The following is a 23,807-nucleotide window of genomic DNA, read 5'->3' on the forward strand; positions in this document are numbered from 1 at the left end:
GCCGCGGAGTCAGCCGCGGCCCGCGGTGTGCGGCAGCTCCACGACGCGGCGGGCGAGCGCCTCCTCCACGACGAGCTCCGTGATCAGGCCCGCCGCGAGCGCCCCGCGCAGCGCATCGAGCTTCGACAGGCTCGACACGGCGCACAGACGGCGCGGGATGCGGCGGATCACGTCGAACCCGGGACCGCTCGAGCGGTCGTTGAGCTCGATCCCCGACGTCGATCCGTCCAGCCGGTAGAAGACCGTCGCGCAGTCGCCGACCACCCCGTCGCGCAGGAGCATCCGCAGATCCTCGCCCGTGAGGTACCCGCCCGCATAGACGTGCGAGGGCACGTCGGCCTGCGGTGAGCCGAGGCCGAAGACGAACACCTGCACCCGCGCCTGCGCCTCGACGACGCGACGAATCGCGCGCTCGCGCCAGAGCAGTTGCTTGGTGTGGGGGTCGTCGAACAGCGCCGGCACCGAGAACTGCTGCACGTCGCTGCCGAACGCCTGGCCGAACCGCTCCAGGATGGCGCCGGAGTAGCTGATGCCCGACGTCGACTCGTTGGCCGCGCCGTTCATCTGCACGATCTGGGACTCCTGCAGCCGCTTGGTGGGGAGGTGGCGGGCGATCGCCGAGACGGTGGCGCCCCAGGCGATGCCGATGCTCGTCTGCGGGTCGAGGGTGGTCGACAGCACGTGCGCCGCGGTGCGCGCCGTGCGCTCGAGGCGCTCGGCGTCGGTCGAGCGGGGCGGGGTGCTGACGACGTGGACGGAGATGCCGAAGCGCTCGCCGAGGCGGCGGGCGACCACGCTGTTGGCCTCCTGGGGCGAGTGCACCGTGATCTCCACGAGCCCGATCTCGCGCGCGTGCGCGAGCAGGCGCGACACCGACGATCGCGACAGCTTCATCTCCGCGGCGATCTGCTCCATCGTCCGGTCCTGCACGTAGTAGAGCTGCGCCGCGTGGAGGGCGTCGCGCGCCCGCGCCTCGGGATCGATCTCGCCGGTCACGTGTCCTCCTCGTCGTGCACATCCGTGCACAGCACGCCTCGCGGTGCACGTATGTTCACGTGCGTTGCGCGTTCGTTCACCCAGGTCTCAGTGTAGATCGCGACCACCGTGAAAAACACGCGGCGAGACCACGCGAAGCCGCGGAAGGAAGAGCGATGACCGAGTCGATGGCGACCACCCGTCCGAACATCCAGGCGCTGCGAGAGCGCCCCCACGCCGAGGTCCTCATCATCGGGGGCGGGATCAACGGCATCGCGACGTTCCGCGACCTCGCCCTCCAGGGCGTCGACGTCGCGCTCGTCGAACGCGACGACTACGTCAGCGGCGCATCGTCCGCCTCCAGCCACATGGTGCACGGCGGAGTGCGCTACCTGGAGAACGGCGAGTTCCGCCTCGTGCGCGAGTCGGTCACCGAGCGCAACCGTCTCGTGCGCAACGCCCCGCACTTCGTGCGTCCGCTTCCCACCACCATCCCCATCCACCGCACGATCTCCGGCATCCTGACGGCGCCCTTCCGGCTGCTCGTCACCCACGGCCGCGGCAAGCCGCGCGAGCGCGGGGCGCTGCTGATCAAGCTCGGCCTGGTGATGTACGACACCTTCTCCCGCGACGGGGGCGCGGTGCCGCGTCACCGCTTCCACGGGCGCCGGCGCTCCCGCGAGCTCTTCCCCGACCTCGACGACCGCTTCCGCTACACGGCGACCTACTACGACGCCTCGATGCACGACCCCGAGCGGCTCGCGCTCGACGTGCTGCGCGACGGCACCCGCGAGGAATCGGCACGGGCGGCGAACTACGCCCCCGTCGTCGGCGCGGACGGCTCGGCGGTGATCATCCGCGACGCCCTCACCGGCGACGAGTTCCCGTTCACGGCCGACGTCATCGTCAACACCAGCGGACCCTGGACCGACATCACCAACAGCGCGCTGGGCGCCCCCACCCGCTTCATGGGCGGGACGAAGGGCTCGCACATCGTGCTCGACAACCCGGCGCTGCTGGAAGCCACGCGCGGCAACGAGATCTTCTTCGAGGCCGCCGACGGCCGCATCGTGCTGATCTACCCGCTCAAGGGCCGCGTCATGGTCGGCACGACCGACATCGATGCGGACCCCGCCCAGCCCACCGTCTGCACCGACGAGGAGATCGAGTACTTCTTCGACCTCATCGGCCAGGTGTTCCCCCGGATCGCGGTGGACCGGTCGCAGATCGTGTACACCTTCTCCGGCATCCGTCCCCTGCCCCGCCACGACGACGTCGCGCCGGGCTTCGTCTCGCGCGACTACCGCATCGAGCGGGCGCGTCTCGGCGCCGTGCCGGTGCTCAGCCTCGTCGGCGGCAAGTGGACCACGTTCCGGGCCCTCGCCGAGCATCTGTCCGACGACGTGATGACGGCCCTCGGCCGCACGCGCCGCATCTCGACGCTCGACCTGCCGATCGGCGGGGGAGCGGGCTACCCGCGCACCGAGGCGGATCGGGCGCGCTGGCTCGACGCGCACCGCGGAGCGCACACGAGCGCCTTCGCCGACCGGATGCTGGAGCGCTACGGCACGTACGCCTCCGAGGTGCTCGGCACGCTCCCGGTCGCGCAACGCCCCCTCGAGCACGCACCCGGGTACTCCGCCGAGGAGATCGCCTTCCTCGCCGGCCGCGAAGAGGTCGTGAGCCTCATCGACCTCCTGCTGCGCCGCACCCACATCGCCTTCGTCGGCGGGGTGGGCGTGGAGACCCTCACCGAGGTCGCGGAGGCGGCCGCCCCGGCCCTCGGCTGGGACGGCGAGGCCGTGCGGGCGCAGGTCGACGAGGCGGCCCGCGTGCTGCAGGAGCGCCATCGCATCGACGTCCGCACGTCCCACCTCGCCCCCTCGGGTCGGTGAGGATCCGACCGCCCAGCCCCGGCGCGGCCTGACGCCGGCAACCGATCAGGCCATCCCTCGCGCGGCGACGTCGCCCGCAGCATCCATGCAGAAAGGTCAATGCTGACATGCACGACATCAATCTCGGGCTCTACTTCGTGTCAGAGCTCGTCGGGACGGCGATGCTGCTCCTGCTCGGCGGTGGCGTGGTCGCCAACGTCATCCTCGCAAAATCCAAGGGATTCGGCGGCGGCACCCTGATGATCAACTGGGGCTGGGGTCTGGCGGTCTTCGCCGGTGTCCTCGTCTCGTCCTACTCCGGCGCGCAGCTGAACCCCGCCGTCTCCATCGCCCTGCTGATCGGGGGGAAGATCGGCGTTGCGCAGTTCTTCGTCGCCATCGCCGCCCAGCTGGTCGGCGCGTTCATCGGCGCGGTGCTGTGCTGGCTCGCCTACCGCCAGCACTTCGACGAGGAGCCCGACGCGGCGACCAAGCTCGGCGTGTTCTCCACCGGCCCCGCGATCCGCTCCTACGGCTGGAACCTCATCACCGAGATCATCGGCACCTTCGTTCTCGTGTTCGTCATCTTCGCGTTCGCCGACTACGGCGACGTCCAGATCGGCGTCCCCGGCGCCCTCGGCCCGCTGACCGCCGTGCCCGTCGCGCTCCTCGTGGTCGGCATCGGCGCCTCCCTCGGCGGCCCCACCGGGTACGCCATCAACCCCGCCCGCGACCTCGGCCCCCGCATCGCGCACGCGGTGCTGCCGATCAAGGGCAAGGGCTCCAGCGACTGGTCCTACGCGTGGGTCCCCGTCGTCGGTCCGCTCGTCGGCGGTACGCTTGCCGCGCTCGCCGCTCCGGTCCTGCTCCACCTCGCCCACGCCTGATCCCCATCCACACCCAGACAAGGACGTCACCTCATGAGTGAGTACATCATCGCCCTCGACCAGGGCACGACCTCCAGCCGCGCCATCGTGTTCGACAAGAAGGGCTCGATCGTCTCCGTCGGCCAGAAGGAGCACGAGCAGATCATGCCGCGCGCCGGCTGGGTCGAGCACGACCCGATCGAGATCCGCGACAACATGCGCGAGGTCATCGGCATCGCCCTCGGCCGCGCCAACCTGACGCGTCACGACATCGCCGCGGTGGGCATCACCAACCAGCGCGAGACCGCCGTCGTGTGGGACAAGAACACCGGCATCCCCGTCTACAACGCGATCGTGTGGCAGGACACGCGCACCCAGCCGATCGTCGACCGGATCGCCGGCGACGCCGGCGTCGACCGGTACAAGGACATCGTCGGGCTGCCGCTGGCGACCTACTTCTCGGGCACCAAGATCGTCTGGATCCTCGAGAACGTCGAGGGGGCGCGCGAGAAGGCCGAGGCGGGCGACCTCATCTTCGGCACGACCGACACCTGGGTGCTGTGGAACCTCACCGGCGGTCCCGACGGCGGCGTGCACGCGACGGATGTGACCAACGCCTCCCGGACGCTGTTCATGGACCTGAAGACGCTCGCGTGGCGCGACGACATCCTGGCCGACTTCGGGGTGCCGCGCTCGATGATGCCGGAGATCCGCTCCTCCAGCGAGGTCTACGGCGAGGCGCGCGACACGTCGCTGCTGCGGGAGACCCCCGTCGCCGGCATCCTCGGCGACCAGCAGGCGGCGACGTTCGGCCAGGCGGCCTTCGACGCGGGCGAGAGCAAGAACACCTACGGCACGGGCAACTTCCTCATCTTCCAGACGGGGACCGAGATCGTGAAGTCGGAGAACGGCCTGCTCACCACCGTCGGCTACAAGCTGGGCGACGAGCCGGCCCACTACGCCCTCGAGGGATCGATCGCCGTCACCGGCTCGCTGATCCAGTGGCTGCGCGACCAGCTGGGCATCATCTCGTCCGCGCCCGAGGTGGAGGAGCTCGCCGCGAAGGTGGAGGACAACGGCGGCGTGTACTTCGTGCCCGCCTTCTCGGGCCTGTTCGCGCCCTACTGGCGTCCCGACGCCCGTGGCGCCATCGTCGGCCTCACCCGCTTCGCGAACCGCAACCACATCGCCCGCGCCGCCCTGGAGGCGACCGCCTTCCAGACGCGCGAGGTGCTGGATGCCGTCAACGCCGACTCCGGCGTCGACCTCACGGAGCTCAAGGTCGACGGCGGCATGATCGCCAACGACACGCTCATGCAGTTCCAGGCGGACATCCTGGGCGTCCCGGTCGTGCGTCCCGTCGTCGCCGAGACGACCGCGCTGGGCGCCGCGTACGCCGCCGGGCTCGCCGTGGGGTTCTGGAACGACCTCGACGAGCTGCGGGCGAACTGGCAGGAGGACAAGCGCTGGACGCCGAACGACGACGTCGCCGAGCGCGAGCGCCAGCTGCGACTGTGGAAGAAGGCCGTCACGAAGTCGATGGACTGGGTGGACGCCGACGTGAACTGATCTCGCTCAGCGCGATAGCCCGATCGGGGTCGTATGCGGTCGCCTCTCGTGAGGCTCCACCACCGCATGCGGCCCCGATTTCGCGTATCGGCGCGTACGGGGCGGTCAGGTCGCGTTCCCGAGGTCGCGGGAGAACCGCAGGCGCTCGGCACGGCATCCATCCTGCCTCTCGCGCCCGCCGCGGCGTCCGTGGTGAGATGGGCTGTGCCCACCTCTGTCGCCCGCCGTGTCGGCGTGCTCACCGCTCTCGACGACGCCGACGGGCCGGCTGTCGCCCTCGGGGATGCCGCGGCCCGCCATGTCCGCTTGCGCGCCGACGGCCTGCAGCCCGCGCTCGGCGACGCGCCCGCGGGCTTCGTGCCCTGGGCGCAGGTGCGGGCGGTCGTCGCCGAGGTGCCGATGACGTGGTGGCCGCATCCCGCGCTCGGCGACACCCTCGTGCCGCTGATCGAGGGCATCTTCGGCGGCGCGTCGGGAGAGATCGCCGAGACGCCGACCTTTCCCGTCCGGGTCACCACCGACGACGGGGCGGTCCTGGAGTGGCGAGCGACGCCGCACTACCTCTCCGGCTATCGGCGGCGGGATGCCGCGGTGGCCCGGCGCCTCGTCGATCACCTGGTCGCCGCGCCGGAGGCACGCGTGCTGCTCGCCCGTCCCGACGATCTGTTGGCGCGGCTGGGGGAGATCCTCCGAGCGCACTGAGAGAGCGTGCTGACACCTGGTACCGCGTATGCTGGCACTCAGTAGCACCTCCCGTCGCTGAGCGACGGGAGCGGCCCGGACTTCGAAGGAGAATCCATGGACATCGCCGGCGCATCCGCGCTCGTCACCGGCGGGGCCAGCGGCCTCGGCCTCGCCACGGCACGACGGCTCGCCGACGCCGGCGCCCACGTCGTGATCGTCGATCTCGGCGCCTCTGCCGGCGCCGAGCGGGCCGCGGAACTCGGCGGCACCTTCGTGGCGGCCGACGTCACCGACCCGACGCAGATCGCCGCCGCCGTCGAGACGGCCGCCGCGCAGGGGCCGCTGCGGGTCGTCGTCAACTGCGCCGGCATCGCCCCACCCGCCAAGGTGCTCGACCGCGACGGCCTCCCCACTGACCTCGCCCACTTCGAGCGCATCGTGCGCGTCAACCTCATCGGCACCTACAACGTCATCGCGCAGGCCTCCGCCGCCATCGCGAAGACGGAGCCCACCGACGGCGGTGATCGCGGCGTCATCGTCAACACCGCCTCGGTGGCGGCCTTCGACGGGCAGATCGGCCAGCCCGCCTACTCCGCGAGCAAGGGCGGTGTGCACGCCATGACGCTGCCGATCGCCCGCGAGCTCGCGCGCCACGGCATACGCGTCGTCACGATCGCCCCCGGCATCATGGAGACGCCCATGCTCGCGGGCCTGCCCGAGGCGGCGCAGCAGAGCCTCGGTCAGCAGGTGCCGTACCCCGCCCGCCTCGGACGGCCCGACGAGTATGCGAGCCTCGTCGCGGAGATCGTCCGCAACGGCTACCTCAACGGCGAGACCATCCGCCTCGACGGCGCGATCCGGATGGCGCCGAAATGACCGCCTCGATCATCCACACCCGCGACGGCGCGCTCGCGCGGCTCACGTTCAACCGGCCCGCATCGCTGAACGCGATGGGCTTCGAGATGGGCACGCGCTGGCGCGACCTCGCCCACGAGATCACGGCGGACCCGTCGGTCGGCGCCGTGCTCCTGGATGCCGCGGGCCCGGCGTTCTGCGCGGGCGGCGATGTCGTCGAGATGGCCGCCTCCGGCTCGAGCGGCGCCGACATCACCGCGATGGCGCACGTGATCCACGACGGCATCCGCACCTTCGTCGAGTCCGCGATCCCGATCGTCGCGGCGGTGCAGGGCGCCGTCGCCGGCGGCGGACTCGGGCTCATGCTGACCGCCGACTACATCGTCGCCGGCGACCGTGCCCGCTTCGTCAGCAAGTACGCGAACATCGGCCTCACCCCCGACCTCGGCGTCTCGACGCTGCTGCCGGCGGCGATCGGGCAGACCCGCGCGTTGCGGATGCTCCTCGACGACCTGACCATCGACGCCGCGACGGCGCTGGAGTGGGGGCTGGTCACCGAGGTCGCGGACGACCCGGCCGGCCGCGCCGAGCAGATCGCGCGCCTCTGGCTCGACGGCGCGACCGCCGCCTTCGGACAGGCCAAGCGGCTCGTGCGCGCCGGCGCGCGCCGCCGCTTCGCCGACAACCTCGACGATGAGGCGCGCACCATCGGCGCGAGCTTCGACACCCCGGATGCCGCAGCGCGCGTGGCCGCGTTCGCCGCGGCCTCCGCCAAGACCACGCACGACAGGGGACACGCATGACACTGGCCGGCAAGACCATCCTCATGTCCGGCGGCAGCCGCGGCATCGGCCTCGCGATCGCGCTGCGTGCCGCCCGCGACGGCGCGAACATCGCCCTCCTGGCCAAGACCGACACCCCGCATCCGAAGCTCGAGGGCACGGTCCACTCGGCCGCCGAGGCGATCGAGGCCGCGGGCGGTCGGGCGCTGCCGATCGTCGGCGACGTGCGCAACGACGACGACATCACGGCCGCCGTCCTGAAGACGCAGGGGGAGTTCGGCGGCATCGACATCGTCGTCAACAACGCGTCGGTCATCGACCTGTCGGGGTCGATCGAGCTCGCCGCCAAGAAGTACGACCTCATGCAGGACGTCAACGTCCGCGGCACGTTCATGCTCAGCCGTGCGGCGGTGCCGATCCTCAAGGATGCCGAGAACCCGCACATCCTGTCGCTGTCGCCGCCGCTGAACATCACGCCGCGCTGGCTGGGCGCCCACACCGGCTACACGCTGGCGAAGTACGGCATGACGATGGCCACGCTGGGGATCGCCGCGGAGTTCGCGCGCGACGGCATCGCGGCGAACACCCTGTGGCCCGAGACGACGATCGCGACGGCGGCCGTGCAGTTCGCGCTCGGCGGCGACCGGATGATGAAGGTCAGCCGCACGCCCGAGGTCTACGCCGACGCCGCGTACGAGGTGCTGATCCGCCCGGCGCGTGAGCGCACCGGTCAGACGCTCATCGTCGAGCAGGTGCTGCGGGAGGCCGGGGTGACGGACTTCTCCCGCTACGCGGCGACACCGGGCACGCCCGACGACGAGCTGTTCCCCGACATCTTCCTCTGAGCTCTGCGTTTCGACTCGTCGCTGCGCTCCTCGCTCAACGACCGGGGGAGAGCGACCCCGGTCAGATCAGGCCGAGGCGGGCCAGCGCGTTGCCGACCCCGTCCTCGAGCACGCCGGTGGTGACCAGATCGGCCATCGCCTGCAGCTCGGGGTCGGCGCCGCCCATCGCGACGGCGGTGCCCACGACCTGGAACATCTCGACGTCGTTCCAGCTGTCACCGATGCCGACCGCGTCCGCGGCATCCATGCCGAGCACCTCCAGCACCTCGAGGATCGCCGCGCCCTTGTTGACGCCCTGCTGGCAGATCTCGCCGTTCGAGCCCCCGGGCAGCGGGATCGATCCCGGGATGACGTGGAACTCGTCGCCGAGCTGCTCGGCCGCGCGCGACAGCGTGTCGCTCGCGGTGCTGAGGAACGTCGCCTTCACGACCGTGTCGAGGTCGACCTCGTCGAGCGGACGGTAGTGGTTCAGCAGGGCCAGATCCTCCGTCTCCGCCGCGTGCTCGCCGCGCGGGTCGACCGGCGGGTGGGCGCGCAGGAAGCGCTGCGCGTGCTCGAGCACGCCGGGGCTCACGTAGACGCTGCGATCGGTCTGCAGGAAGTAGTGCGCGCCCTGCTCCTCGAAGTAGGCGACCATCCGGTCCACGAGCGGACGGGGCATGAGGTGGGCCACGATCTGCTCGTCGCCGCGCACGGCGAACGCCCCGCCGTTGGTGATGGCGCCGTCCACCTCGATCTCGCGGACGCGGGGGTTGATGTCGCCGGCCGATCGTCCCGTGCAGAGGTAGACGAGGTGGCCGTTCGCGCGGGCGGTCGCGATGGCGACCGGCGTGGAGGGGGACATCCGGGCCCCGTGTTCGAGGATGGTCCCGTCGATGTCGATGAAGACGATCCGGCGGCGCGAAGGGGGAGGAGTCACCCCTCCATTGTCCCCGGATCCGTCAGTGCTTCGGGCCCGTCACCAGCAGGATGCCGCCCAGGCCGATCATGAGCCCACCGCCCGTCGCCGTCAGTCTCTCGATGCGCTTCGGCGAGCGGGCGAACCAGGCGCGCGCCGCGGCGGCGGCGAGCACCCAGATCGAGTCGGAGACGAGGGCGAGGACGGCGAACACGACGCCCAGCTCCATGAGCTGCAGCGGCACCGATCCGGCGTGCAGGTCGACGAACTGCGGGAGGACGGCGACGAAGAAGGCGATGGTCTTCGGGTTGGTGATGCCGACGACGAAGCCCTGCCAGAGCTGCCGGCCGTGGCCGGTGGGCAGCCGGGCCGGATCGGGAGCGCTCGCGGCATCCTTGCGGTGACGGATGGCCTGGATGCCGAGGTACACGAGGTACAGCGAGCCCGCGATCTTCAGCACCGTGAACAGCACCACCGACTGCGCCACGACACCGCCCACCCCGACGGCGACGAGCGCGACGATCGGGATGAGCGCGAGGCTCACCCCGGCGACGCTCAGCAGCCCGCCGGTGCGTCCCAGCGCGAGGGTGCGACCGACGGAGAAGAGCACCGCCGGGCCCGGGATGAGGATCAGGACGAGGGCGGCCAGCGTGAACGCCAGGAGGTTGTCGAACGGCACCATGGCGTCAGTGTACGACCGCGTCAGATCAGCCCGTTGCGGCGGAACGCGGTGCGCAGGCCGTCCTCGTCGATCGCCGTCGTCACCTGATCGGCCAGCGCCTTCACGCCGTCGACGGCGTTCCCCATCGCGATGGAGGTGCCCACGACCGCGAACATCTCCGCGTCGTTCCAGTTGTCGCCGATGCCGACGGCGTCGTCCGGGTCGAGGTCGAGCGCGCGCAGCAGCGCCTGGATCGCCGCGCCCTTGTGCACGCCGCGCGGCGCGACCTCGCCCGAGGCGGCGAAGGCGACGGGGATGGTCCCGCCGACGACCTCGAAGTCCTCCGCGAGCTCGGTGAGCGCGCGGGCGGCGGCATCCTCGTCGTCGGTGAGGAAGACGAGCTTCGCGATGAGGGTGTCGTCGACCTGAGCGTCGTCGTGGAACGACTTGGACGGGAAGCCCGCCGCCGTGAACCGCTCCGCGAGCAGCTCCGCCAGGCCCTCCGAGGCGAACAGGCCGTCGTACGACTGGAAGTAGCCGTGCAGACCGGTGCTCGCCAGATAGTCGCGCAGGCGCGCGACCTCCTCCGGCGTGAACAGCGTCGCCGAGACGATCCGCTCGCCCAGGCTGGCGAAGGCGCCGCCGTTGGTGACGGCGCCGTCGAAGCCGATGTCCATCAGCTCGGCGTGCAGCTCCGCCGTCCCGCGGCCCGTGCTCAGGAACACCAGGTGTCCCCGAGCACGGGCCGCGCGGATGGCCTCGACCGCGGACGGCGGGATGTGCCGTCCGTCCTGCAGGATCGTCCCGTCGACGTCGAGGAAGATCGCACGGGTCATGCGGTCAGCGCACCGCCGTTCGTGCGGATGACCTCGGCGTACCAGGCGAACGACTTCTTCTTGTGGCGGTCGAGCGTGCCGGAGCCGTCGTCGTTGCGGTCGACGTACACGAAGCCGTACCGCTTGCTCAGCTGCGCGGTGGATGCCGAGACGAGGTCGATGCAGCCCCACGTCGTGTAGCCGAGCACGTCCACGCCGTCGGCGATCGCCTCGCCGACCTGCACCAGGTGGTCGTTCAGGTAGGCGATGCGGTAGTCGTCGGCGACCGTCTTGACGCCGTCGATCTCGACCAGCTCGTCCTTCGCGCCCAGACCGTTCTCGACGATGAACAGCGGCTTCTGCCACCGGTCCCAGAACTGGTTGAGCACGATGCGCAGCCCCACGGGGTCGATCTGCCAGCCCCACTCGCTCGCCTCGAGCGTGGGGTTGGGCACGCCGCCCATGATGTTGCCCTCGCCGGCGACCTTCTTGGCGGGGTCGGCGGTCGCGGCGACCGACATGTAGTAGCTGAACGACACGAAGTCGACCGTGTTGCGGAGATCCTCGCGGTCCTCGTCGGTGATCTCCAGCTCGATGCCCTTCTCGCGGAGGGTCCGCAGGAAGTAGCCCGGGTAGGCGCCGCGCGTGTGCACGTCGCCGTAGACCAGGTTCGAGTGGTCGAAGTCCATGACCGCCAGCGCGTCGGCGGGCGACGGGGTCAGCGGGTAGACCGGCATCGACAGCACCATGCAGCCGATCTGCGCGTTCGGTGCGACCTCCCGCGCGATGCGGGTGGCGCGTGCCGACGCGACCAGCTCGTGGTGCATGGCCTGGTAGAGCGTCTGCTCGCTGAGCTCGCTCTTCGGCGTGTTGATGCCGCCCGACATGAAGGGGGCGTGCAGGAGCGAGTTGATCTCGTTGAACGTCAGCCAGTACTTCACGCGGGCGCCGAAGCGCTCGAAGAGCGTGCGGGCGTAGCGCTCGTAGAACCCGATGAGGCGGCGGTCGGTCCACCCGTCGTACGTCTCGGCGAGGTGCAGCGGCGTCTCGTAGTGGGAGATCGTCACGAGCGGCTCGATGCCGTACTTCTCCAGCTCGTCCAGGAGGCGGTCGTAGAACGCGAGTCCCGCTTCGTTGGGCTCGGTCTCGTCGCCGTTCGGGAAGATGCGGCTCCACGCGATCGAGAACCGGTACGTCTTGAACCCCATCTCGGCGAAGAGGGCGATGTCCTCCGCGTAGCGGTGGTAGTGGTCGATGCCGACGAGCTTGAGGTTGTCCGGCGTCGGCGCGGCCGTGCGGGGGCCGACGATGCCCCGGGGCATGACGTCCTGGACGGACAGCCCCTTGCCGTCGGCGTCGTAGGCGCCTTCGAGCTGGTTGGCGGCGGTGGCGCCGCCCCAGAGGAAGCCGTCGGGGAAGGCGGGTGCGGTGGTGGTCATGGTGGTTCTCCTTACGTCGCCGGGGGTCACTTCGTCGCCGCGACCGAGTCGACCGAGACCGCGGTGAACAGCGGCTCGCCGTGCGCGATCGGGCCCGACGCGGCATCCGCGACAGCCGGGTAGAGGTCGGGGTTGGTGACGATGACTGGGGTGGTGAGGTCGTACCCGGCCTTCTCGATGGCGTCGCCGTCGAACTCGACGAGCAGATCGCCGGCGGCCACCTGCTGGCCGGTCGTGACCTTCACCGAGAAGTGCGCGCCGCCGAGCTTGACGGTGTCGAGGCCGATGTGGATCAGCACCTCGGTGCCGTCGGCGTGGCGCAGCCCGAACGCGTGGCCGGTCGGGAAGGCGGCGACCACGGTGCCGTCGAACGGGGCGTACACGGCGCCCGAGCGCGGCTGGATCGCGACGCCCTGACCGAGCGCGCCGTCGGCGAAGGCGGCGTCGGCCACCTCGTTGAGCGGGATGACGGTGCCGTCGATCGGCGAGAGCACCGTGACGTCGTTGGCGGCGGCGGGGGCGGGGGCCTCCGTCGCGGCGTCCTCGGCGGGCTCCTTGAAGCCGATGAGCACGACCAGCAGGAACGGGAGCACGATGGCCACGAGCAGGCCGAGGCCCAGCATCACCATGTTGCCGTTGCCGAGCAGCCCGGTCACGGCCAGGCCCGAGGGGACGACGAACGACTTCGAGAACACGCCGCCGAGGGCGATGATCGCGCCGCCGATCGCGCCGCCGACGATGCCGAAGGCGAACGGCCGCTTGAGGGGGAGGTTGAGGCCGTAGATCGCCGGCTCGGTGATGCCCGCGAGGAAGCCCGACAGGGTGGCGGGGGCGGCGAGCGACTTGAGGTTCTTGTTGCGCGCACGCACCCACACGCCCGCGACGGCACCGGCCTGCGCGAGGACGGCCGCGAACACGGGGCCGAGCAGCAGGATCTGGCCGGTCGTCTGGAACTCCACCTGGAAGACGGGAACGAGGCCCCAGTGCAGACCGAAGATGACGAAGACCTGCCACAGGCCGCCCATGATCGCGCCGCCGGCCCACGGGGCGACATCCCACACCCAGCTGACCGCGTTGCCGACGCCCTGCGAGAGCAGGTCGGAGATCGGGCCGATGACGACGAACACCAGCGGCACGGCGATGAGCACGACGATCATCGGGGTGACGAAACGGCGGATCGCGGCGGGGAGCTTCGCGTAGAGGAACTTCTCGGCGTGCGACTGCAGCCACACGACGATGATGATGGGGATGACGCTCGAGACGTAGCTCACCATCGTGAAGGGGATGCCGAAGAACGTGAGGTCGGGGGCTCCGTTCGCCGCGACCACCGTCGGGTAGACGAGGGCGCCGGCGATCGCGAGCGAGGTCCACTCGTTGGCCTTGAAGTAGCGCGCCGCGGTGATCGAGAGCACCATCGGCAGGAAGTTGATGAACGCGTCCGAGAGCGCGTTGAGCACGAGGTAGGTCGAGGAGGTGGCGTCGATCCAGCCGAACGTGGCGGCGGCCGACAGGAACGCCTTCAGCAGGCCGGTGCCGGCGAGGGTCCACAGCACGGGGGTGAAGATCGCCGAGATCATCGAGATGAACCGGTTGAACAGGTTGCCCTTCGGTCCGGTGTCCTCGGCCGCGGCGTCGTGACCCCCGCCGAAGCGGGAGACCTTGCCGATCTCGGCGAACACCTCGGGCACGTCGTTGCCGATGACCACCTGGTACTGGCCGCCCGCCTGGGCGACGGTGATGACGCCCGGGGTGGCCTTGACCGCCGCGGCATCCGCCTTGCTCTCGTCCTTGAGGACGAAGCGCAGACGTGTCGCGCAGTGCACGAGCGAGCTGACGTTGTCTTCGCCGCCGACGCCGGCGAGCACGCCAGCCGCGGTCTTCGCGTAATCCGCCATCGGATTCGCCTTTCCTTGTGTGTGGAAGGCCCGGGCACCTCTGCCCGGGCAACAAAAAAACCTGGACTCGATGAGTGCCGAAGCTCTCGGTGAGTCCAGGTTTCGCCCGCTGATGCGGTAACGATCCAGGGATCTGCGATCAAGTTACCACAGGGTCGGGTTCAGCGCCAGGGGCGATCTGACTCTTCAGACGCTCGACGTGGACGATGAGGTACAGCAGCTCCTCGTCGGTCAGCTCCGACCCGGTCGCGCCGCCGACGTACGCCTTGACCTCCTCGGCGATCGCGTACGAGCGCGGGTAGCTGTGCTTGGCGAACTCGAAGAACGAGGTGTCGCCGCTCGCGAGCATGGTGCGGCTCACGAGCCGCTGCAGCAGGAACTGCACGTGCAGGATGAACCGCGCGTAGTCGGGGCCGTCGACGTCCAGGCGCACGCCGAGCGAGTGCTCCACCACCTCGACCACGTGCTGCACGCGGCGGAACAGCAGCGCGGCCGTGCCGTTGGGCTCGTCGCGGGTGGCGTTGAGCAGGTGCATCGTGAGGAACACCGCCTCCTCGGCGGGAAGCTCGCGGTCCAGGCTCGTCGCGATCGATCCCGCCATGTGCTCGGCGGCGGCGAACTCCTGGGGGTGGAGCACGCGAAGCTCGGGCATCGAGGTCGTGGTGATCCGCATCCCCTTGTCCAGCCGCTCGATCACGTAGGCGACGTGGTCGATGACGGCGATCGTGAACCGCCGTCCCAGATCGCGGCCGAGTCGGCGCTCGGCCTCGTCGACCGCCCGCGTGGCGGCCTCGACGATGGGATACGGGACGTCGGTGAGCAGGCGCCGCTCGCGCTCGCCGTCCGCGCCGGTGTCGAGGATGAACGTCTTCTCCACCTTGGCGGGATCGAGCACGTCGGCCGGCTTCAACCCGAAGGCGAGCCCTCGTCCCATCAGCACGCGCTCCCGCCCCGACTCGTCGACGGCGATCACGACGTTGTTGTTGAGCACCTTGTGCACCGGGACGGCGTGCGTCGCGGGGGTGCGCCGAGCGGATGCCGCGGCGTCGGGGGTGCTCATGTGGAGAAGTCTAGAAGTCGCGCCGCCGACCGCTCCGACGATTTCGTGGTTGTAAAGGTTTCATTACGTACTGAAAGTTCGAAAGCTTTCGCCTCTACTGTGTGGGTATCTCGCCGGTCCTGCTCCTCGCCGGTGAGGCGCAGCACCTCACCCGTCCCGCAACCCGCAATGAGGAAACCATGAACAAGAGGCTCCTGGCCGCGGCGGCCACGGTCGTCGCCGCCGCCCTCGCACTGTCCGCCTGCAGTGCGACACCGTCCGATTCCGGCGCGGATCAGAAGAAGGAGATCCGCGTCGCCTCCACCGACCCGCAGCTGATCGTCCCGGGCCGCCAATCCGTCGCCTACGACGTGAACATGGCGGTGTGGGCGCCGCTCGCGTTCCTGAACTCCGACGGCTCGCTCGAGTACGTCCAGGCCCAGTCCATCGAGTCGCAGGACGCCACGACCTGGACCGTCACCCTGCGCGAGGGCTGGACCTTCCAGGACGGCACCCCCGTGACGGCGCAGAGCTACGTCGACTCGTGGAACGCGGTGGCGTACGGTCCGAACGCGTTCGAGAACTCCGGACAGCTGGCCAACATCGTCGGCTACGCCGACCTCAACCCGGCATCCGGCACCCCGTCCACGACCGAGATGTCCGGGCTGAAGGTCGTCGACGACCTCACCTTCACGGTGACCCTCATCGGTCCCGACAGCCAGTTCCCGCTGCAGGTGACGCAGGCGCAGACCGCGATGTTCCCGATGCCCGCCTCGGCGTTCGCGGACTTCACCGCCTACAACACGCATCCGGTCGGCAACGGTCCCTTCCAGTTCGCGCAGGACTACGTCGAGAACGAGCCGATCGTCCTCGACGCCTACAGCGCCTACAAGGGCGACAAGCCCACGATCGACCGCATCACGTTCGTGCCCTACACCGACAGCGAGACCGCCTACACCGACGTCCTCGCCGGCAACCTCGACGTCGCGGGGGTCCCCGCCTCCAAGCTCACGCAGGCGTCGGCCGACTTCGGGCAGCGTCTGTACTCGTTCGAGGCGCCCGGCATCTCGTTCCTGGGCCTGCCCCTGTGGAACTCCGCCTACCAGGACGTGCGTGTGCGCGAGGCGATCTCCATGGCGATCGACCGCGAGGCGATCATCGACGTGATCTACGGCGGCACGTACGCCCCGGCGACGGCGTGGACGCCGGCCATCGAGCCCGGCACGCCCACCGGGATCTGCGGCGACTACTGCTCCTTCGACCCCGAGGCGGCCAAGGCGCTGCTGGCCGAGGCCGGCGGGTTCTCGGGCCCGATGGAGATCTACTACCCCGGTGGCGGCGGACTGGACCCGCTCTACCAGGCGATCGCGAACCAGCTCCGACAGAACCTGGGGATCGACGCGACGGCCACCCCGAGCGCCGACTGGGCCGAGTTCCTGCAGAACCGCAACGACGAGAACATCACCGGTCCGTTCTTCTCGCGGTGGGGCGCCCTCTACCCCAGCCAGCAGGCGACGCTGCGCGTCTTCTTCATCAAGGGCGGCGGCTGCACCAACTGCATCCCCTGGTACAGCGACGAGGTCGCCTCGGCGATGACCGCCGCCGACGCCGATCTGTCCACCGACGGCTCCGCCTACGCCGCCGTGCAGCAGATCATCCAGAAGGAGTTCCCGGCGGTGCCGCTCTTCTTCGAGAAGTACTCCTACGTCACCTCCCCGCGCGTCGCACAGCTCGTCACCTCGCCGGTGGGCAACCCCACCTACCGGTCGATCGTCCTCACCGAATGACGGTCGGGGTGCGGAGCGTCCCGCCCGACGCTCCGCACCCGCCCCGGCCGCACCCGCCCTCGACCCCCCCGCGGGGCCGTTCCAGTTCCAGACGAGAGCGCTCATGACCTTCCTCCCCGCCGCCGCTCCCGGTGCCGCCGACGCGATCGACGGCTTCCCCACCGTCGACGCGCTGCGCGCCGATCTGCAGGAGCTGTGCCGAGCGCATCCCGACCGGGCGACGGCATCGGTCATCGGACACTCGCGCGAGGGTGCGCCCATCGACGTGATCACCATCGGCGACGGGCCGGCGCAGGTCGTGGTCGCGGCCGGCGTGCACCCCAACGAGCCGATCGGCTTCCGCACCGTCCAGCGGCTCGCCCGCCTGCTGCTCACCGAGCCCGAGCACTCCCGCGGCGCGACGTGGCATCTCGTCCCGTGCGCCGACCCCGACGGCACGCGGCTCAACGAGGGCTGGTTCGCCCCGCCGCTTCGCCGGGCGGACTACTACCGCGGCTTCTACCGGCCGGCGCCGTCCGAGCAGGTGGAGTGGTCGTTCCCGTTCGCCTACCGCGGGGCGCGCTTCGACGCCCCGATCCCCGAGACGCTCGCCCTGATGGGGCTGTTCGACCGCGTCCGGCCGGACGTGTTCGTCGGCCTGCACAACGGCGAGTTCGGCGGCGTCTACTTCTACACCAACGACGCCGACCCCGCGCTCGCCCGCGAGCTCAGCGCGATCCCCGCCGCGTTCGGGCTGCCGCTGGACGTCGGAGAGCCCGAGTTCGACGGACTGACGCCGCTGGCCGACGCCGTCTTCCGGGCACCGCTGACGCGCGAGCTGATCGATCACCGCCTCGCGTCCGGCCTCGGCCTCGACGCCCGCGCGGGCGGGGCGGGCACCGCCGACTACCTCGAGCGCTACGGGACGACCACGATGATCGCCGAGCTGCCCTACTGGATCCACCCGGACGCCGCCGACACGACCGCCACCGACCTCGCCTACCGCGAGGTGCTGCGCACGAAGGCCGACCACCTCGACGAACTGCACGCGCTGCTGACGGGCACCCTCGACGCGGTGCGCCCGCTGCTGACGATCGACTCGCCGTTCCTGCGCGCCAGCGAGGCGTTCGCGCCGGGCATGGGCGCGGTCGCCGTCGCCGAGCGGCGACGGTCGGCGGCGGCCGCCGCGGATCGTCCCGCCACCGTCGCGGAGGTCTTCGGCAACACCGAGGTCGTGCGCACCTTCCGGCTGCGTTTCGCCGGCATCCTGCGTCGCGCGCTGGATGCCGAGGTGCACGCCGGCACGGCCGCCGCCGACCTCCGCCGCGCGCGCGACGCCCTCGCGGCGCAGTGGGAGCGGTGGCTCGCCGAGGACCCGCACGCCGACCTGCCGCCCGTTCCGGTCGAGGCCCTCGTCGGGGTGCAGCTCGCGGCGCTGTTCGCAACGGTCCGGCGGAGGCTCGCATGATCGGCGCGCGGCGCATCGGGGGACGCCTGGCGGAGTTCGTCATCGTCGTCATCGGCGTCACCTTCATCATCTACGCCACCGTGTGGGCCCTGCCGGGCGATCCGATCGCCGCCCTCGGCGGAGACCGGCCCCTCCCGGCGAACGTCGTCGCCCAGCTGCGGGCGCAGTTCCACCTCGACGAGCCGCTCTGGCAGCAGTACCTGCGCTACCTGGGCGGGCTGTTCTCCGGAGATCTGGGCACGACCTTCAGCGGTGTGCCGGTCGCGGATCGGATGGCGTCGCGGTGGCCGGTCACGATCACGCTCGCGCTGACGGCGTGGGTGATCGAAGTCGTGCTCGGCGTCGCCCTCGGCCTGCTCTCGGGTCTGCGCCGCGACAGCGCGATCGACCGCACGGTGCTCTTCGGGACGATCCTCGCGACGTCGATCCCCGTGTTCGTGGTGGCCGTGACCGCGCAGCTGGTCTTCGGACTGCAGCTCGGCTGGTTCCCCATCGCGGGCACCGATGCGGGATGGCCGGCGGCCTACCTCCTGCCGGCGCTGGTCATCGCCCTCTTCGGTCTCGCCTCGATCACCCGGCTCATGCGCGGCAGCGTCGTCGACTCGATGGACTCCGACTTCGTGCGCACCCTGCGGGCCAAGGGCATGCCCCGCCGCCGCATCGTCGGACTGCACGTCATGCGCAACTCGGTGGCGCCCGTGCTGACGTTCGTCGCGATCGACCTCGGGTTCCTCCTGGGCGGCGCCGTCGTGGTGGAGGGCATCTTCAACCTCCCCGGGATCGGACAGCTCCTCTTCGGCGCCATCCGCACGCACGAGGGACCGACGATCGTGGGGGTCGGCACGACGCTGATCCTCATCTTCCTCGTGCTGAACGTGCTCGTCGATCTCCTGAACGCGTTGCTCGACCCCCGGAGCCGTCATGACTGAGACCGCTGTGACCGCCCTCGAGCACATCACCGTCCGCCGCGGCGTGTGGATGAGCCTGCGCCGTCGCGTCCTGTTCTGGCTCAGCGCCACGATCCTCGCGGTGCTCGCGCTCGTCTCGCTGTTCCCGTCGGTCATCGGCGGGCTCTTCGGCCAGCCCGACCCCCGCGCGTGCACGCTGCGCGACAGCGCCCAGCCGCCGAGCGCCGCGCACGTGTTCGGCACCGACCTGCAGGGCTGCGACGTCTACGCCAACGTGATCCACGGCACCCGCACCTCGCTGTTCATCGGCCTGACCGCGACGGTCATCGCGCTGGTCATCGCGATCGTCGTCGGCACCGTCGCGGCCTACTACGGCGGCATCGCCGACGCGGTCATCTCCCGCCTGACCGACGTCTTCCTCGGCTTCCCCTTCATCCTCGGCGCGATCATCGTGCTCAACAGCGTGGGGGAGCGCACGCCGCTCGTGGTCGCCGTGGTGCTCGCGGTGTTCAGCTGGCCGACGCTCGCGCGGCTCGTGCGCACCTCCGTGCGCACCGTGCGGCGGACGGACTACGTCAGTGCGGCACGCGCGATGGGCATCTCCCACACCCGGACGCTCCTCACGCATGTAGTCCCCAACGCGCTGGGCCCGGTGCTCGCGATCACGGCGACGATGGTGGGCAGCATCATCGTCGCCGAGTCGACCCTCACCTTCCTCGGCGTGGGCCTGCGCGCGCCGTCGATCTCGTGGGGGCTGCAGATGGCGAACGCCCAGTCGTACTTCGGCACCTCCCCGCACATGCTCTTCTTCCCCGCTCTCTTCCTGAGCGTGACCGTCTTCGCGCTCATCACCCTCGGCGACATCCTCCGCGATGCGCTCGACCCGAAAGGACGTCGTCTGTGACCGCCTCCGCCTCCCCCTCCGACGACGAGACCGCCGCACGTCGACGCCGAGCCGTCGAGGATGCCGCGCGCTACGCGGCCCGGTGGTTCGCCTTCCTCGGCGCCCAGCGGGAGGTGCCCGGCATCCAGGCCGCCATCCGCGTCGACGGCGAGCTCGTCCTCGACTTCGCGTGGGGCCGTGCCGACGTCGCGAGCGGAACCCCGCTCACCGGCGCGCACCTGTTCCGCATCGCGTCGCACTCCAAGACCTTCACCGCGACGGCGGTGCTCCAGCTCGCCGAACGCGGTGATCTCCGTCTCGACGACACCGTGGCCGCCTGGGTGCCCGAGCTCGTCGACACCGAGCTCTCGGCGGTGACCCTCCGCGAGCTGCTCGCGCATCAGGGCGGTGTCGTCCGCGACGGACGCGACGCCGACTACTGGCAGCGCGGCGGGCCCTTCCCGGATCGTGCGCGCCTGGTCGAGATCTGCCGCGCGGAGGGGCGGGTGTTCGCGCGCAACGAGTTCTTCAAGTACTCCAACATCGCGTACGGGCTGCTGGGGCTCGTCATCGAGGCGGCATCCGGCGTGGACTACGACGCGTACACCCGCACGCACATCTGCGCCCCGCTGGGGCTCGTGCGCTCGGGGTCGGACTGGCAGGGCGCCCGCGAGAGCGAGTACGCCGCGGGTCACACGGCGCGACTGGCCGACGGCGAGCGTCGCGTGATCGGTCACGTCGACACGCGTGCGCTCGCCGCCGCGACGGGCTGGTACTCGACGGCCGCGGAGACCACCGCCTACATCGCCGCCCACGCGCTCGGCGACGATCGCCTCCTCGTTGACGACAGCAAGCGCCAGGCCCAGCACGCGCACTCACGCATCGACATCGCGGGCGTGACGCGGGACTACGGCCTCGGCTTCGAACTGCACACCCTCGGCGGACGCCGCCTCGTCGGACACAGCGGCGGCTACCCGGGGCACATCACGCGCACCTGGCTGGATGCCGAGGACGGGATCGCCGTCAGCGTCTTCACCAACGCCATCGACGGCCCGGCCGACCTGCTGGCCACCGGGGCGATGGCGATCATCCGGCTCGCCCTGACCCACGCGGATGCCGATGCGCGCGGCGATCTGCCGGAGGAGCGGTTCGCGAGCCTGTGGAGCGTGCTCGACATCGCCCACCTGGGGGGCGCCACCTTCGCGCTGCACCCGGCCGCGGACGACCCGGCGCGCGCGGCCGAGAAGATCGAGGTCGACGCGTCCGGACGCATGCACCAGGCGCGCCGCGACGGCTTCGGCGCGACCGGCGAGCCGATCGAGGTGGCGAAGGCGCCCGGCGGTGGGGTGGAATCGATCGTGTGGAGCGGCATGACGATGTGGCCCCAGGCCGTGTTCGAGGCGGCCATGGCGCTCCCGGAGCCGGGGACGGTATTGGAGAGGATGTCGCTATGAGCGAGGAGACCGACCGTCAGGCGGAGCAGCTGAGCGAAGAGGCGCGCACGTTCGTCGAGGACTTCGCCTTCTCGTGGGGCGCGGCGGGCAACCCGCGGATGGACGGGCGGGTGCTCGGCCTGCTGCTCATCGTCGACCGACCGTTCCTGTCCTCCGCACAGATCGCCGAGATGCTCGGGGCGAGCGCCGGGGCCGTCTCGATGTCCACACGCGCCCTCGTGAGCCTCGGCTTCCTGAAGCCGCACTCGCTGCCCGGCGATCGCAACCGCTACTTCCGCGTCGAGGAGGATGTCTGGGGCAGCTTCCTCGCCGGGGAGCGCGACTACGCGCGGCGGGTCACCTCGACCATCGAGTACGGTCTCGACATCCTCCCCGATGCCGCCTCCGGACCCCGCACGCGCCTGCAGAACGCGCGACGCTACATGATCTGGCTGATGGGCTACCACCGCAAGATGCTCGCCGACTGGCAGGCGTACCGCGACGCCGACATCGACGAGGACGTCGCGCCGTGACGTCGCTGCTGGAGGTGCGCGACCTGGCGGTGGACTTCGTCACCGGGGGCGAGACCACGCAGGCCGTCCGGGGCGTGTCGTTCGCGCTCGAGCGCCGGGAGGTGCTCGCCCTGGTCGGCGAGTCGGGATCGGGCAAGAGCGTGAGCGCGCTGGCGCTGGTCGGGCTGCTCCCGCGCAACACCGTCGTGCGCGGGGAGGCGCTGCTGGACGGCGAGGACCTGTTCACGATGACGCCGGCCCGGCGCGAGGCCGTCCGCGGAACCCGCATCGGCGTGATCTTCCAGGATCCGGGCAGTGCGCTCGATCCCGTGTTCTCCATCGGCGCGCAGATCGAGGAGATGCTCATCGTGCACCGGCCGGAGATGACGCGGGCCCAGCGACGGGCCCGCGTGATCGAGCTGCTGGAGATGGTCGAGATCGCCGAGCCCCGCAAACGCCTCTCCAGCTACCCGCACCAGCTGTCGGGCGGCCAGGCGCAGCGGGTCATGATCGCGATCGCCCTGGCGTGCGACCCGGAGATCCTCATCGCCGACGAGCCGACGACGGCGCTCGACGTGACGGTGCAGCGCGAGGTGCTCGACGTGCTGCGTCGGCTGCGCGACCGCGTCGGCACGGCGATCATCATGATCACGCACGACATGGGCGTCGTCGCCGACATCGCCGACCGCGTCGTCGTGCTCCACGACGGCCTCGTCGAGGAGGCGGCGGGCGTGCAGGAGCTGTTCTCGGCGCCGACCGCGGACTACACGCGCCGGCTGCTCGCCGCGGTGCCGCGCCTCGGCGCGCCCGAGCGCGATGATCCCTCCGGCAGCACCGTCGTGCTCGACGTCGACGCCCTGTCGGTCGTCTACGGGCGGGGCCGGCACGCGGTGGCGGCGGTGGACGATGTCACCCTGGCCGTCCGGGAGGGCGAGATCGTCGCGCTGGCGGGGGAGTCGGGGTCGGGCAAGTCGACCATCGGGCGCTGCGCCCTGGGCCTCACGCCCATCTCGGCCGGGACGGTGCGCGTGTGCGGCGTCGACCTGCGCGCCGTCAGCGGACGTCGCGCCGTGGCCGTGAAGCGCCAGGTCGGCGTCGTGTTCCAGAACTCCACCGCCGCGCTCGATCCGCGCCGCACCGTCGGTGACGCCGTGGCCGAACCCCTCCGCGTGCACGCGCGGCTGCGAGGCGCCGCGCTCGACACCCGCGTCGCCGAGCTCCTGGATGCCGTGGGCCTTCCCGCCGCCTGGCGACGCCGGTATCCGCACGAGCTGTCGGGCGGTCAGCGTCAGCGCGTCGCGATCGCGCGCTCCATCGCGCTGCGTCCGCGGCTGCTGATCGCCGACGAGCCCACGAGCGCGCTCGACGTCTCGGTGCAGGCGACCGTGCTGGAGCTCCTGCGCGAACTGCAGCGGGAGCTGCGCTTCGCGTGTCTGTTCATCAGTCACGACCTCGCGGTCGTCGACGAGCTCTGCGATCGCATCGTCGTCCTGCAGCACGGCAGGGTCGTGGAGGAGGGGCGGCGCACGCAGGTGCTGCGCGCGCCGCGGCATCCGTACACGTCGGCGCTGATCGCCTCCTCTCCCGTGCCGGATCCCCTCGTCCAGGCGCAGCGGCGCACCGCCTGACGCGACGGTCGG

At 70.9% G+C, this 23,807-nt stretch carries 21 protein-coding genes; 14 read left to right on the forward strand and 7 right to left on the reverse strand.

Going from position 1 to position 23,807, the window contains the following annotated elements; all coding sequences use genetic code 11:
- Nucleotides 1-9: 9 nt before the first annotated feature.
- Nucleotides 10-996, reverse strand: a complete 987-nt coding sequence (locus tag MHO01S_RS12670; protein ID WP_060959284.1) for a sugar-binding transcriptional regulator — start codon at nucleotides 994-996, stop codon at nucleotides 10-12.
- 155 nt (nucleotides 997-1,151) lie between these two features.
- On the opposite strand from MHO01S_RS12670, the gene MHO01S_RS12675 reads away from it, so the two are divergent.
- The 7 genes from MHO01S_RS12675 to MHO01S_RS12705 all read left to right on the forward strand — a co-directional run bounded on the left by MHO01S_RS12675 (nucleotide 1,152) and on the right by MHO01S_RS12705 (nucleotide 8,450).
- Complete coding sequence (locus MHO01S_RS12675; RefSeq protein ID WP_060959285.1) at nucleotides 1,152-2,870, forward strand: glycerol-3-phosphate dehydrogenase/oxidase; 1,719 nt, start codon at nucleotides 1,152-1,154, stop codon at nucleotides 2,868-2,870.
- A 107-nt stretch (nucleotides 2,871-2,977) separates the two neighbouring features.
- Nucleotides 2,978-3,736 (forward strand): MIP/aquaporin family protein, encoded by a 759-nt coding sequence (locus MHO01S_RS12680; RefSeq protein ID WP_060959286.1) that lies wholly within the window; start codon nucleotides 2,978-2,980, stop codon nucleotides 3,734-3,736.
- 33 nt (nucleotides 3,737-3,769) lie between these two features.
- Nucleotides 3,770-5,284, forward strand: coding sequence for a glycerol kinase GlpK (glpK, locus tag MHO01S_RS12685; RefSeq protein WP_060959287.1), 1,515 nt, complete (start codon nucleotides 3,770-3,772; stop codon nucleotides 5,282-5,284).
- Nucleotides 5,285-5,488: 204 nt separating this feature from the next.
- Nucleotides 5,489-5,986 (forward strand): hypothetical protein, encoded by a 498-nt coding sequence (locus MHO01S_RS12690; RefSeq protein ID WP_060959288.1) that lies wholly within the window; start codon nucleotides 5,489-5,491, stop codon nucleotides 5,984-5,986.
- Between the two features lie 96 nt (nucleotides 5,987-6,082).
- Complete coding sequence (locus MHO01S_RS12695; protein WP_060959289.1) at nucleotides 6,083-6,844, forward strand: SDR family NAD(P)-dependent oxidoreductase; 762 nt, start codon at nucleotides 6,083-6,085, stop codon at nucleotides 6,842-6,844.
- Nucleotides 6,841-7,626, forward strand: a complete 786-nt coding sequence (locus tag MHO01S_RS12700; RefSeq protein ID WP_060959290.1) for an enoyl-CoA hydratase/isomerase family protein — start codon at nucleotides 6,841-6,843, stop codon at nucleotides 7,624-7,626. The genes MHO01S_RS12695 and MHO01S_RS12700 overlap by 4 nt, the downstream gene beginning before the upstream one ends.
- Nucleotides 7,623-8,450: an SDR family oxidoreductase gene (locus MHO01S_RS12705; protein ID WP_060959291.1), complete on the forward strand. Its 828-nt coding sequence runs from the start codon at nucleotides 7,623-7,625 to the stop codon at nucleotides 8,448-8,450. Before MHO01S_RS12700 ends, MHO01S_RS12705 begins: the two co-directional genes overlap by 4 nt.
- 61 nt (nucleotides 8,451-8,511) lie before the next feature.
- On the opposite strand, the gene MHO01S_RS12710 is transcribed toward MHO01S_RS12705, so the two are convergent.
- The 6 genes from MHO01S_RS12710 to MHO01S_RS12735 form a co-directional block, all read right to left on the reverse strand.
- Nucleotides 8,512-9,369 carry a Cof-type HAD-IIB family hydrolase gene (locus tag MHO01S_RS12710; protein WP_060959292.1) on the reverse strand — a complete coding sequence of 286 codons (858 nt, stop codon included), beginning with the start codon at nucleotides 9,367-9,369 and terminating at the stop codon, nucleotides 8,512-8,514.
- Between the two features lie 22 nt (nucleotides 9,370-9,391).
- A complete protein-coding gene (locus MHO01S_RS12715; RefSeq protein WP_060959293.1) occupies nucleotides 9,392-10,030 on the reverse strand; it encodes a LysE family translocator in 639 nt (212 codons plus the stop codon).
- 20 nt (nucleotides 10,031-10,050) lie between these two features.
- Nucleotides 10,051-10,845, reverse strand: a complete 795-nt coding sequence (locus tag MHO01S_RS12720; RefSeq protein WP_060959294.1) for a Cof-type HAD-IIB family hydrolase — start codon at nucleotides 10,843-10,845, stop codon at nucleotides 10,051-10,053.
- On the reverse strand, nucleotides 10,842-12,263 hold the full coding sequence (locus MHO01S_RS12725; protein ID WP_060959295.1) for a glycoside hydrolase family 1 protein: 1,422 nt from the start codon (nucleotides 12,261-12,263) through the stop codon (nucleotides 10,842-10,844). The genes MHO01S_RS12720 and MHO01S_RS12725 overlap by 4 nt, the downstream gene beginning before the upstream one ends.
- Nucleotides 12,264-12,289: 26 nt before the next feature.
- On the reverse strand, nucleotides 12,290-14,158 hold the full coding sequence (locus tag MHO01S_RS12730; protein ID WP_060959296.1) for a beta-glucoside-specific PTS transporter subunit IIABC: 1,869 nt from the start codon (nucleotides 14,156-14,158) through the stop codon (nucleotides 12,290-12,292).
- Nucleotides 14,159-14,297: 139 nt separating this feature from the next.
- A complete protein-coding gene (locus MHO01S_RS12735; RefSeq protein WP_082734122.1) occupies nucleotides 14,298-15,218 on the reverse strand; it encodes a PRD domain-containing protein in 921 nt (306 codons plus the stop codon).
- 179 nt (nucleotides 15,219-15,397) lie between these two features.
- Between MHO01S_RS12735 and MHO01S_RS12740 the strand changes: the two genes are divergently transcribed.
- The 7 genes from MHO01S_RS12740 (at nucleotide 15,398) to MHO01S_RS12770 (ending at nucleotide 23,795) form a co-directional block, all read left to right on the forward strand.
- A complete protein-coding gene (locus MHO01S_RS12740; RefSeq protein WP_060959297.1) occupies nucleotides 15,398-16,984 on the forward strand; it encodes a peptide ABC transporter substrate-binding protein in 1,587 nt (528 codons plus the stop codon).
- Between the two features lie 103 nt (nucleotides 16,985-17,087).
- The gene (locus MHO01S_RS12745; protein WP_061782395.1) at nucleotides 17,088-18,431 is read left to right on the forward strand and encodes a M14 family zinc carboxypeptidase; all 1,344 of its coding nucleotides are present in this window, start codon (nucleotides 17,088-17,090) and stop codon (nucleotides 18,429-18,431) included.
- Entirely contained in the window at nucleotides 18,428-19,360 is a 933-nt protein-coding gene (locus MHO01S_RS12750; RefSeq protein ID WP_060959299.1) for an ABC transporter permease, read from the forward strand. The genes MHO01S_RS12745 and MHO01S_RS12750 overlap by 4 nt, the downstream gene beginning before the upstream one ends.
- Nucleotides 19,353-20,243, forward strand: coding sequence for an ABC transporter permease (locus MHO01S_RS12755; protein ID WP_060959300.1), 891 nt, complete (start codon nucleotides 19,353-19,355; stop codon nucleotides 20,241-20,243). Before MHO01S_RS12750 ends, MHO01S_RS12755 begins: the two co-directional genes overlap by 8 nt.
- Nucleotides 20,240-21,676: a serine hydrolase domain-containing protein gene (locus MHO01S_RS12760; protein WP_060959301.1), complete on the forward strand. Its 1,437-nt coding sequence runs from the start codon at nucleotides 20,240-20,242 to the stop codon at nucleotides 21,674-21,676. The genes MHO01S_RS12755 and MHO01S_RS12760 overlap by 4 nt, the downstream gene beginning before the upstream one ends.
- Complete coding sequence (locus tag MHO01S_RS12765; RefSeq protein WP_060959302.1) at nucleotides 21,673-22,188, forward strand: GbsR/MarR family transcriptional regulator; 516 nt, start codon at nucleotides 21,673-21,675, stop codon at nucleotides 22,186-22,188. Before MHO01S_RS12760 ends, MHO01S_RS12765 begins: the two co-directional genes overlap by 4 nt.
- Nucleotides 22,185-23,795, forward strand: coding sequence for a dipeptide ABC transporter ATP-binding protein (locus MHO01S_RS12770; protein WP_060959303.1), 1,611 nt, complete (start codon nucleotides 22,185-22,187; stop codon nucleotides 23,793-23,795). Before MHO01S_RS12765 ends, MHO01S_RS12770 begins: the two co-directional genes overlap by 4 nt.
- Nucleotides 23,796-23,807 lie beyond the last annotated feature (12 nt).

Origin of the sequence: Microbacterium hominis NBRC 15708 (assembly GCF_001592125.1) — a bacterium.
GTDB classification, from domain to species: domain Bacteria; phylum Actinomycetota; class Actinomycetes; order Actinomycetales; family Microbacteriaceae; genus Microbacterium; species Microbacterium hominis.

Excerpts from the sequence above, each read along its gene's own strand:
- MHO01S_RS12675 (WP_060959285.1), top strand. The coding sequence starts at position 1,152 with ATGACCGAGTCGATGGCGACCACCCGTCCGAACATCCAGGCGCTGCGA.
- MHO01S_RS12680 (WP_060959286.1), top strand. The coding sequence starts at position 2,978 with ATGCACGACATCAATCTCGGGCTCTACTTCGTGTCAGAGCTCGTCGGG.
- glpK (WP_060959287.1), top strand. The coding sequence starts at position 3,770 with ATGAGTGAGTACATCATCGCCCTCGACCAGGGCACGACCTCCAGCCGC.
- MHO01S_RS12695 (WP_060959289.1), top strand. The coding sequence starts at position 6,083 with ATGGACATCGCCGGCGCATCCGCGCTCGTCACCGGCGGGGCCAGCGGC.
- MHO01S_RS12700 (WP_060959290.1), top strand. The coding sequence starts at position 6,841 with ATGACCGCCTCGATCATCCACACCCGCGACGGCGCGCTCGCGCGGCTC.
- MHO01S_RS12705 (WP_060959291.1), top strand. The coding sequence starts at position 7,623 with ATGACACTGGCCGGCAAGACCATCCTCATGTCCGGCGGCAGCCGCGGC.
- MHO01S_RS12715 (WP_060959293.1), bottom strand. The coding sequence starts at position 10,030 with ATGGTGCCGTTCGACAACCTCCTGGCGTTCACGCTGGCCGCCCTCGTC.
- MHO01S_RS12720 (WP_060959294.1), bottom strand. The coding sequence starts at position 10,845 with ATGACCCGTGCGATCTTCCTCGACGTCGACGGGACGATCCTGCAGGAC.
- MHO01S_RS12725 (WP_060959295.1), bottom strand. The coding sequence starts at position 12,263 with ATGACCACCACCGCACCCGCCTTCCCCGACGGCTTCCTCTGGGGCGGC.
- MHO01S_RS12730 (WP_060959296.1), bottom strand. The coding sequence starts at position 14,158 with ATGGCGGATTACGCGAAGACCGCGGCTGGCGTGCTCGCCGGCGTCGGC.
- MHO01S_RS12735 (WP_082734122.1), bottom strand. The coding sequence starts at position 15,218 with ATGAGCACCCCCGACGCCGCGGCATCCGCTCGGCGCACCCCCGCGACG.
- MHO01S_RS12740 (WP_060959297.1), top strand. The coding sequence starts at position 15,398 with ATGAACAAGAGGCTCCTGGCCGCGGCGGCCACGGTCGTCGCCGCCGCC.
- MHO01S_RS12745 (WP_061782395.1), top strand. The coding sequence starts at position 17,088 with ATGACCTTCCTCCCCGCCGCCGCTCCCGGTGCCGCCGACGCGATCGAC.
- MHO01S_RS12750 (WP_060959299.1), top strand. The coding sequence starts at position 18,428 with ATGATCGGCGCGCGGCGCATCGGGGGACGCCTGGCGGAGTTCGTCATC.
- MHO01S_RS12755 (WP_060959300.1), top strand. The coding sequence starts at position 19,353 with ATGACTGAGACCGCTGTGACCGCCCTCGAGCACATCACCGTCCGCCGC.
- MHO01S_RS12765 (WP_060959302.1), top strand. The coding sequence starts at position 21,673 with ATGAGCGAGGAGACCGACCGTCAGGCGGAGCAGCTGAGCGAAGAGGCG.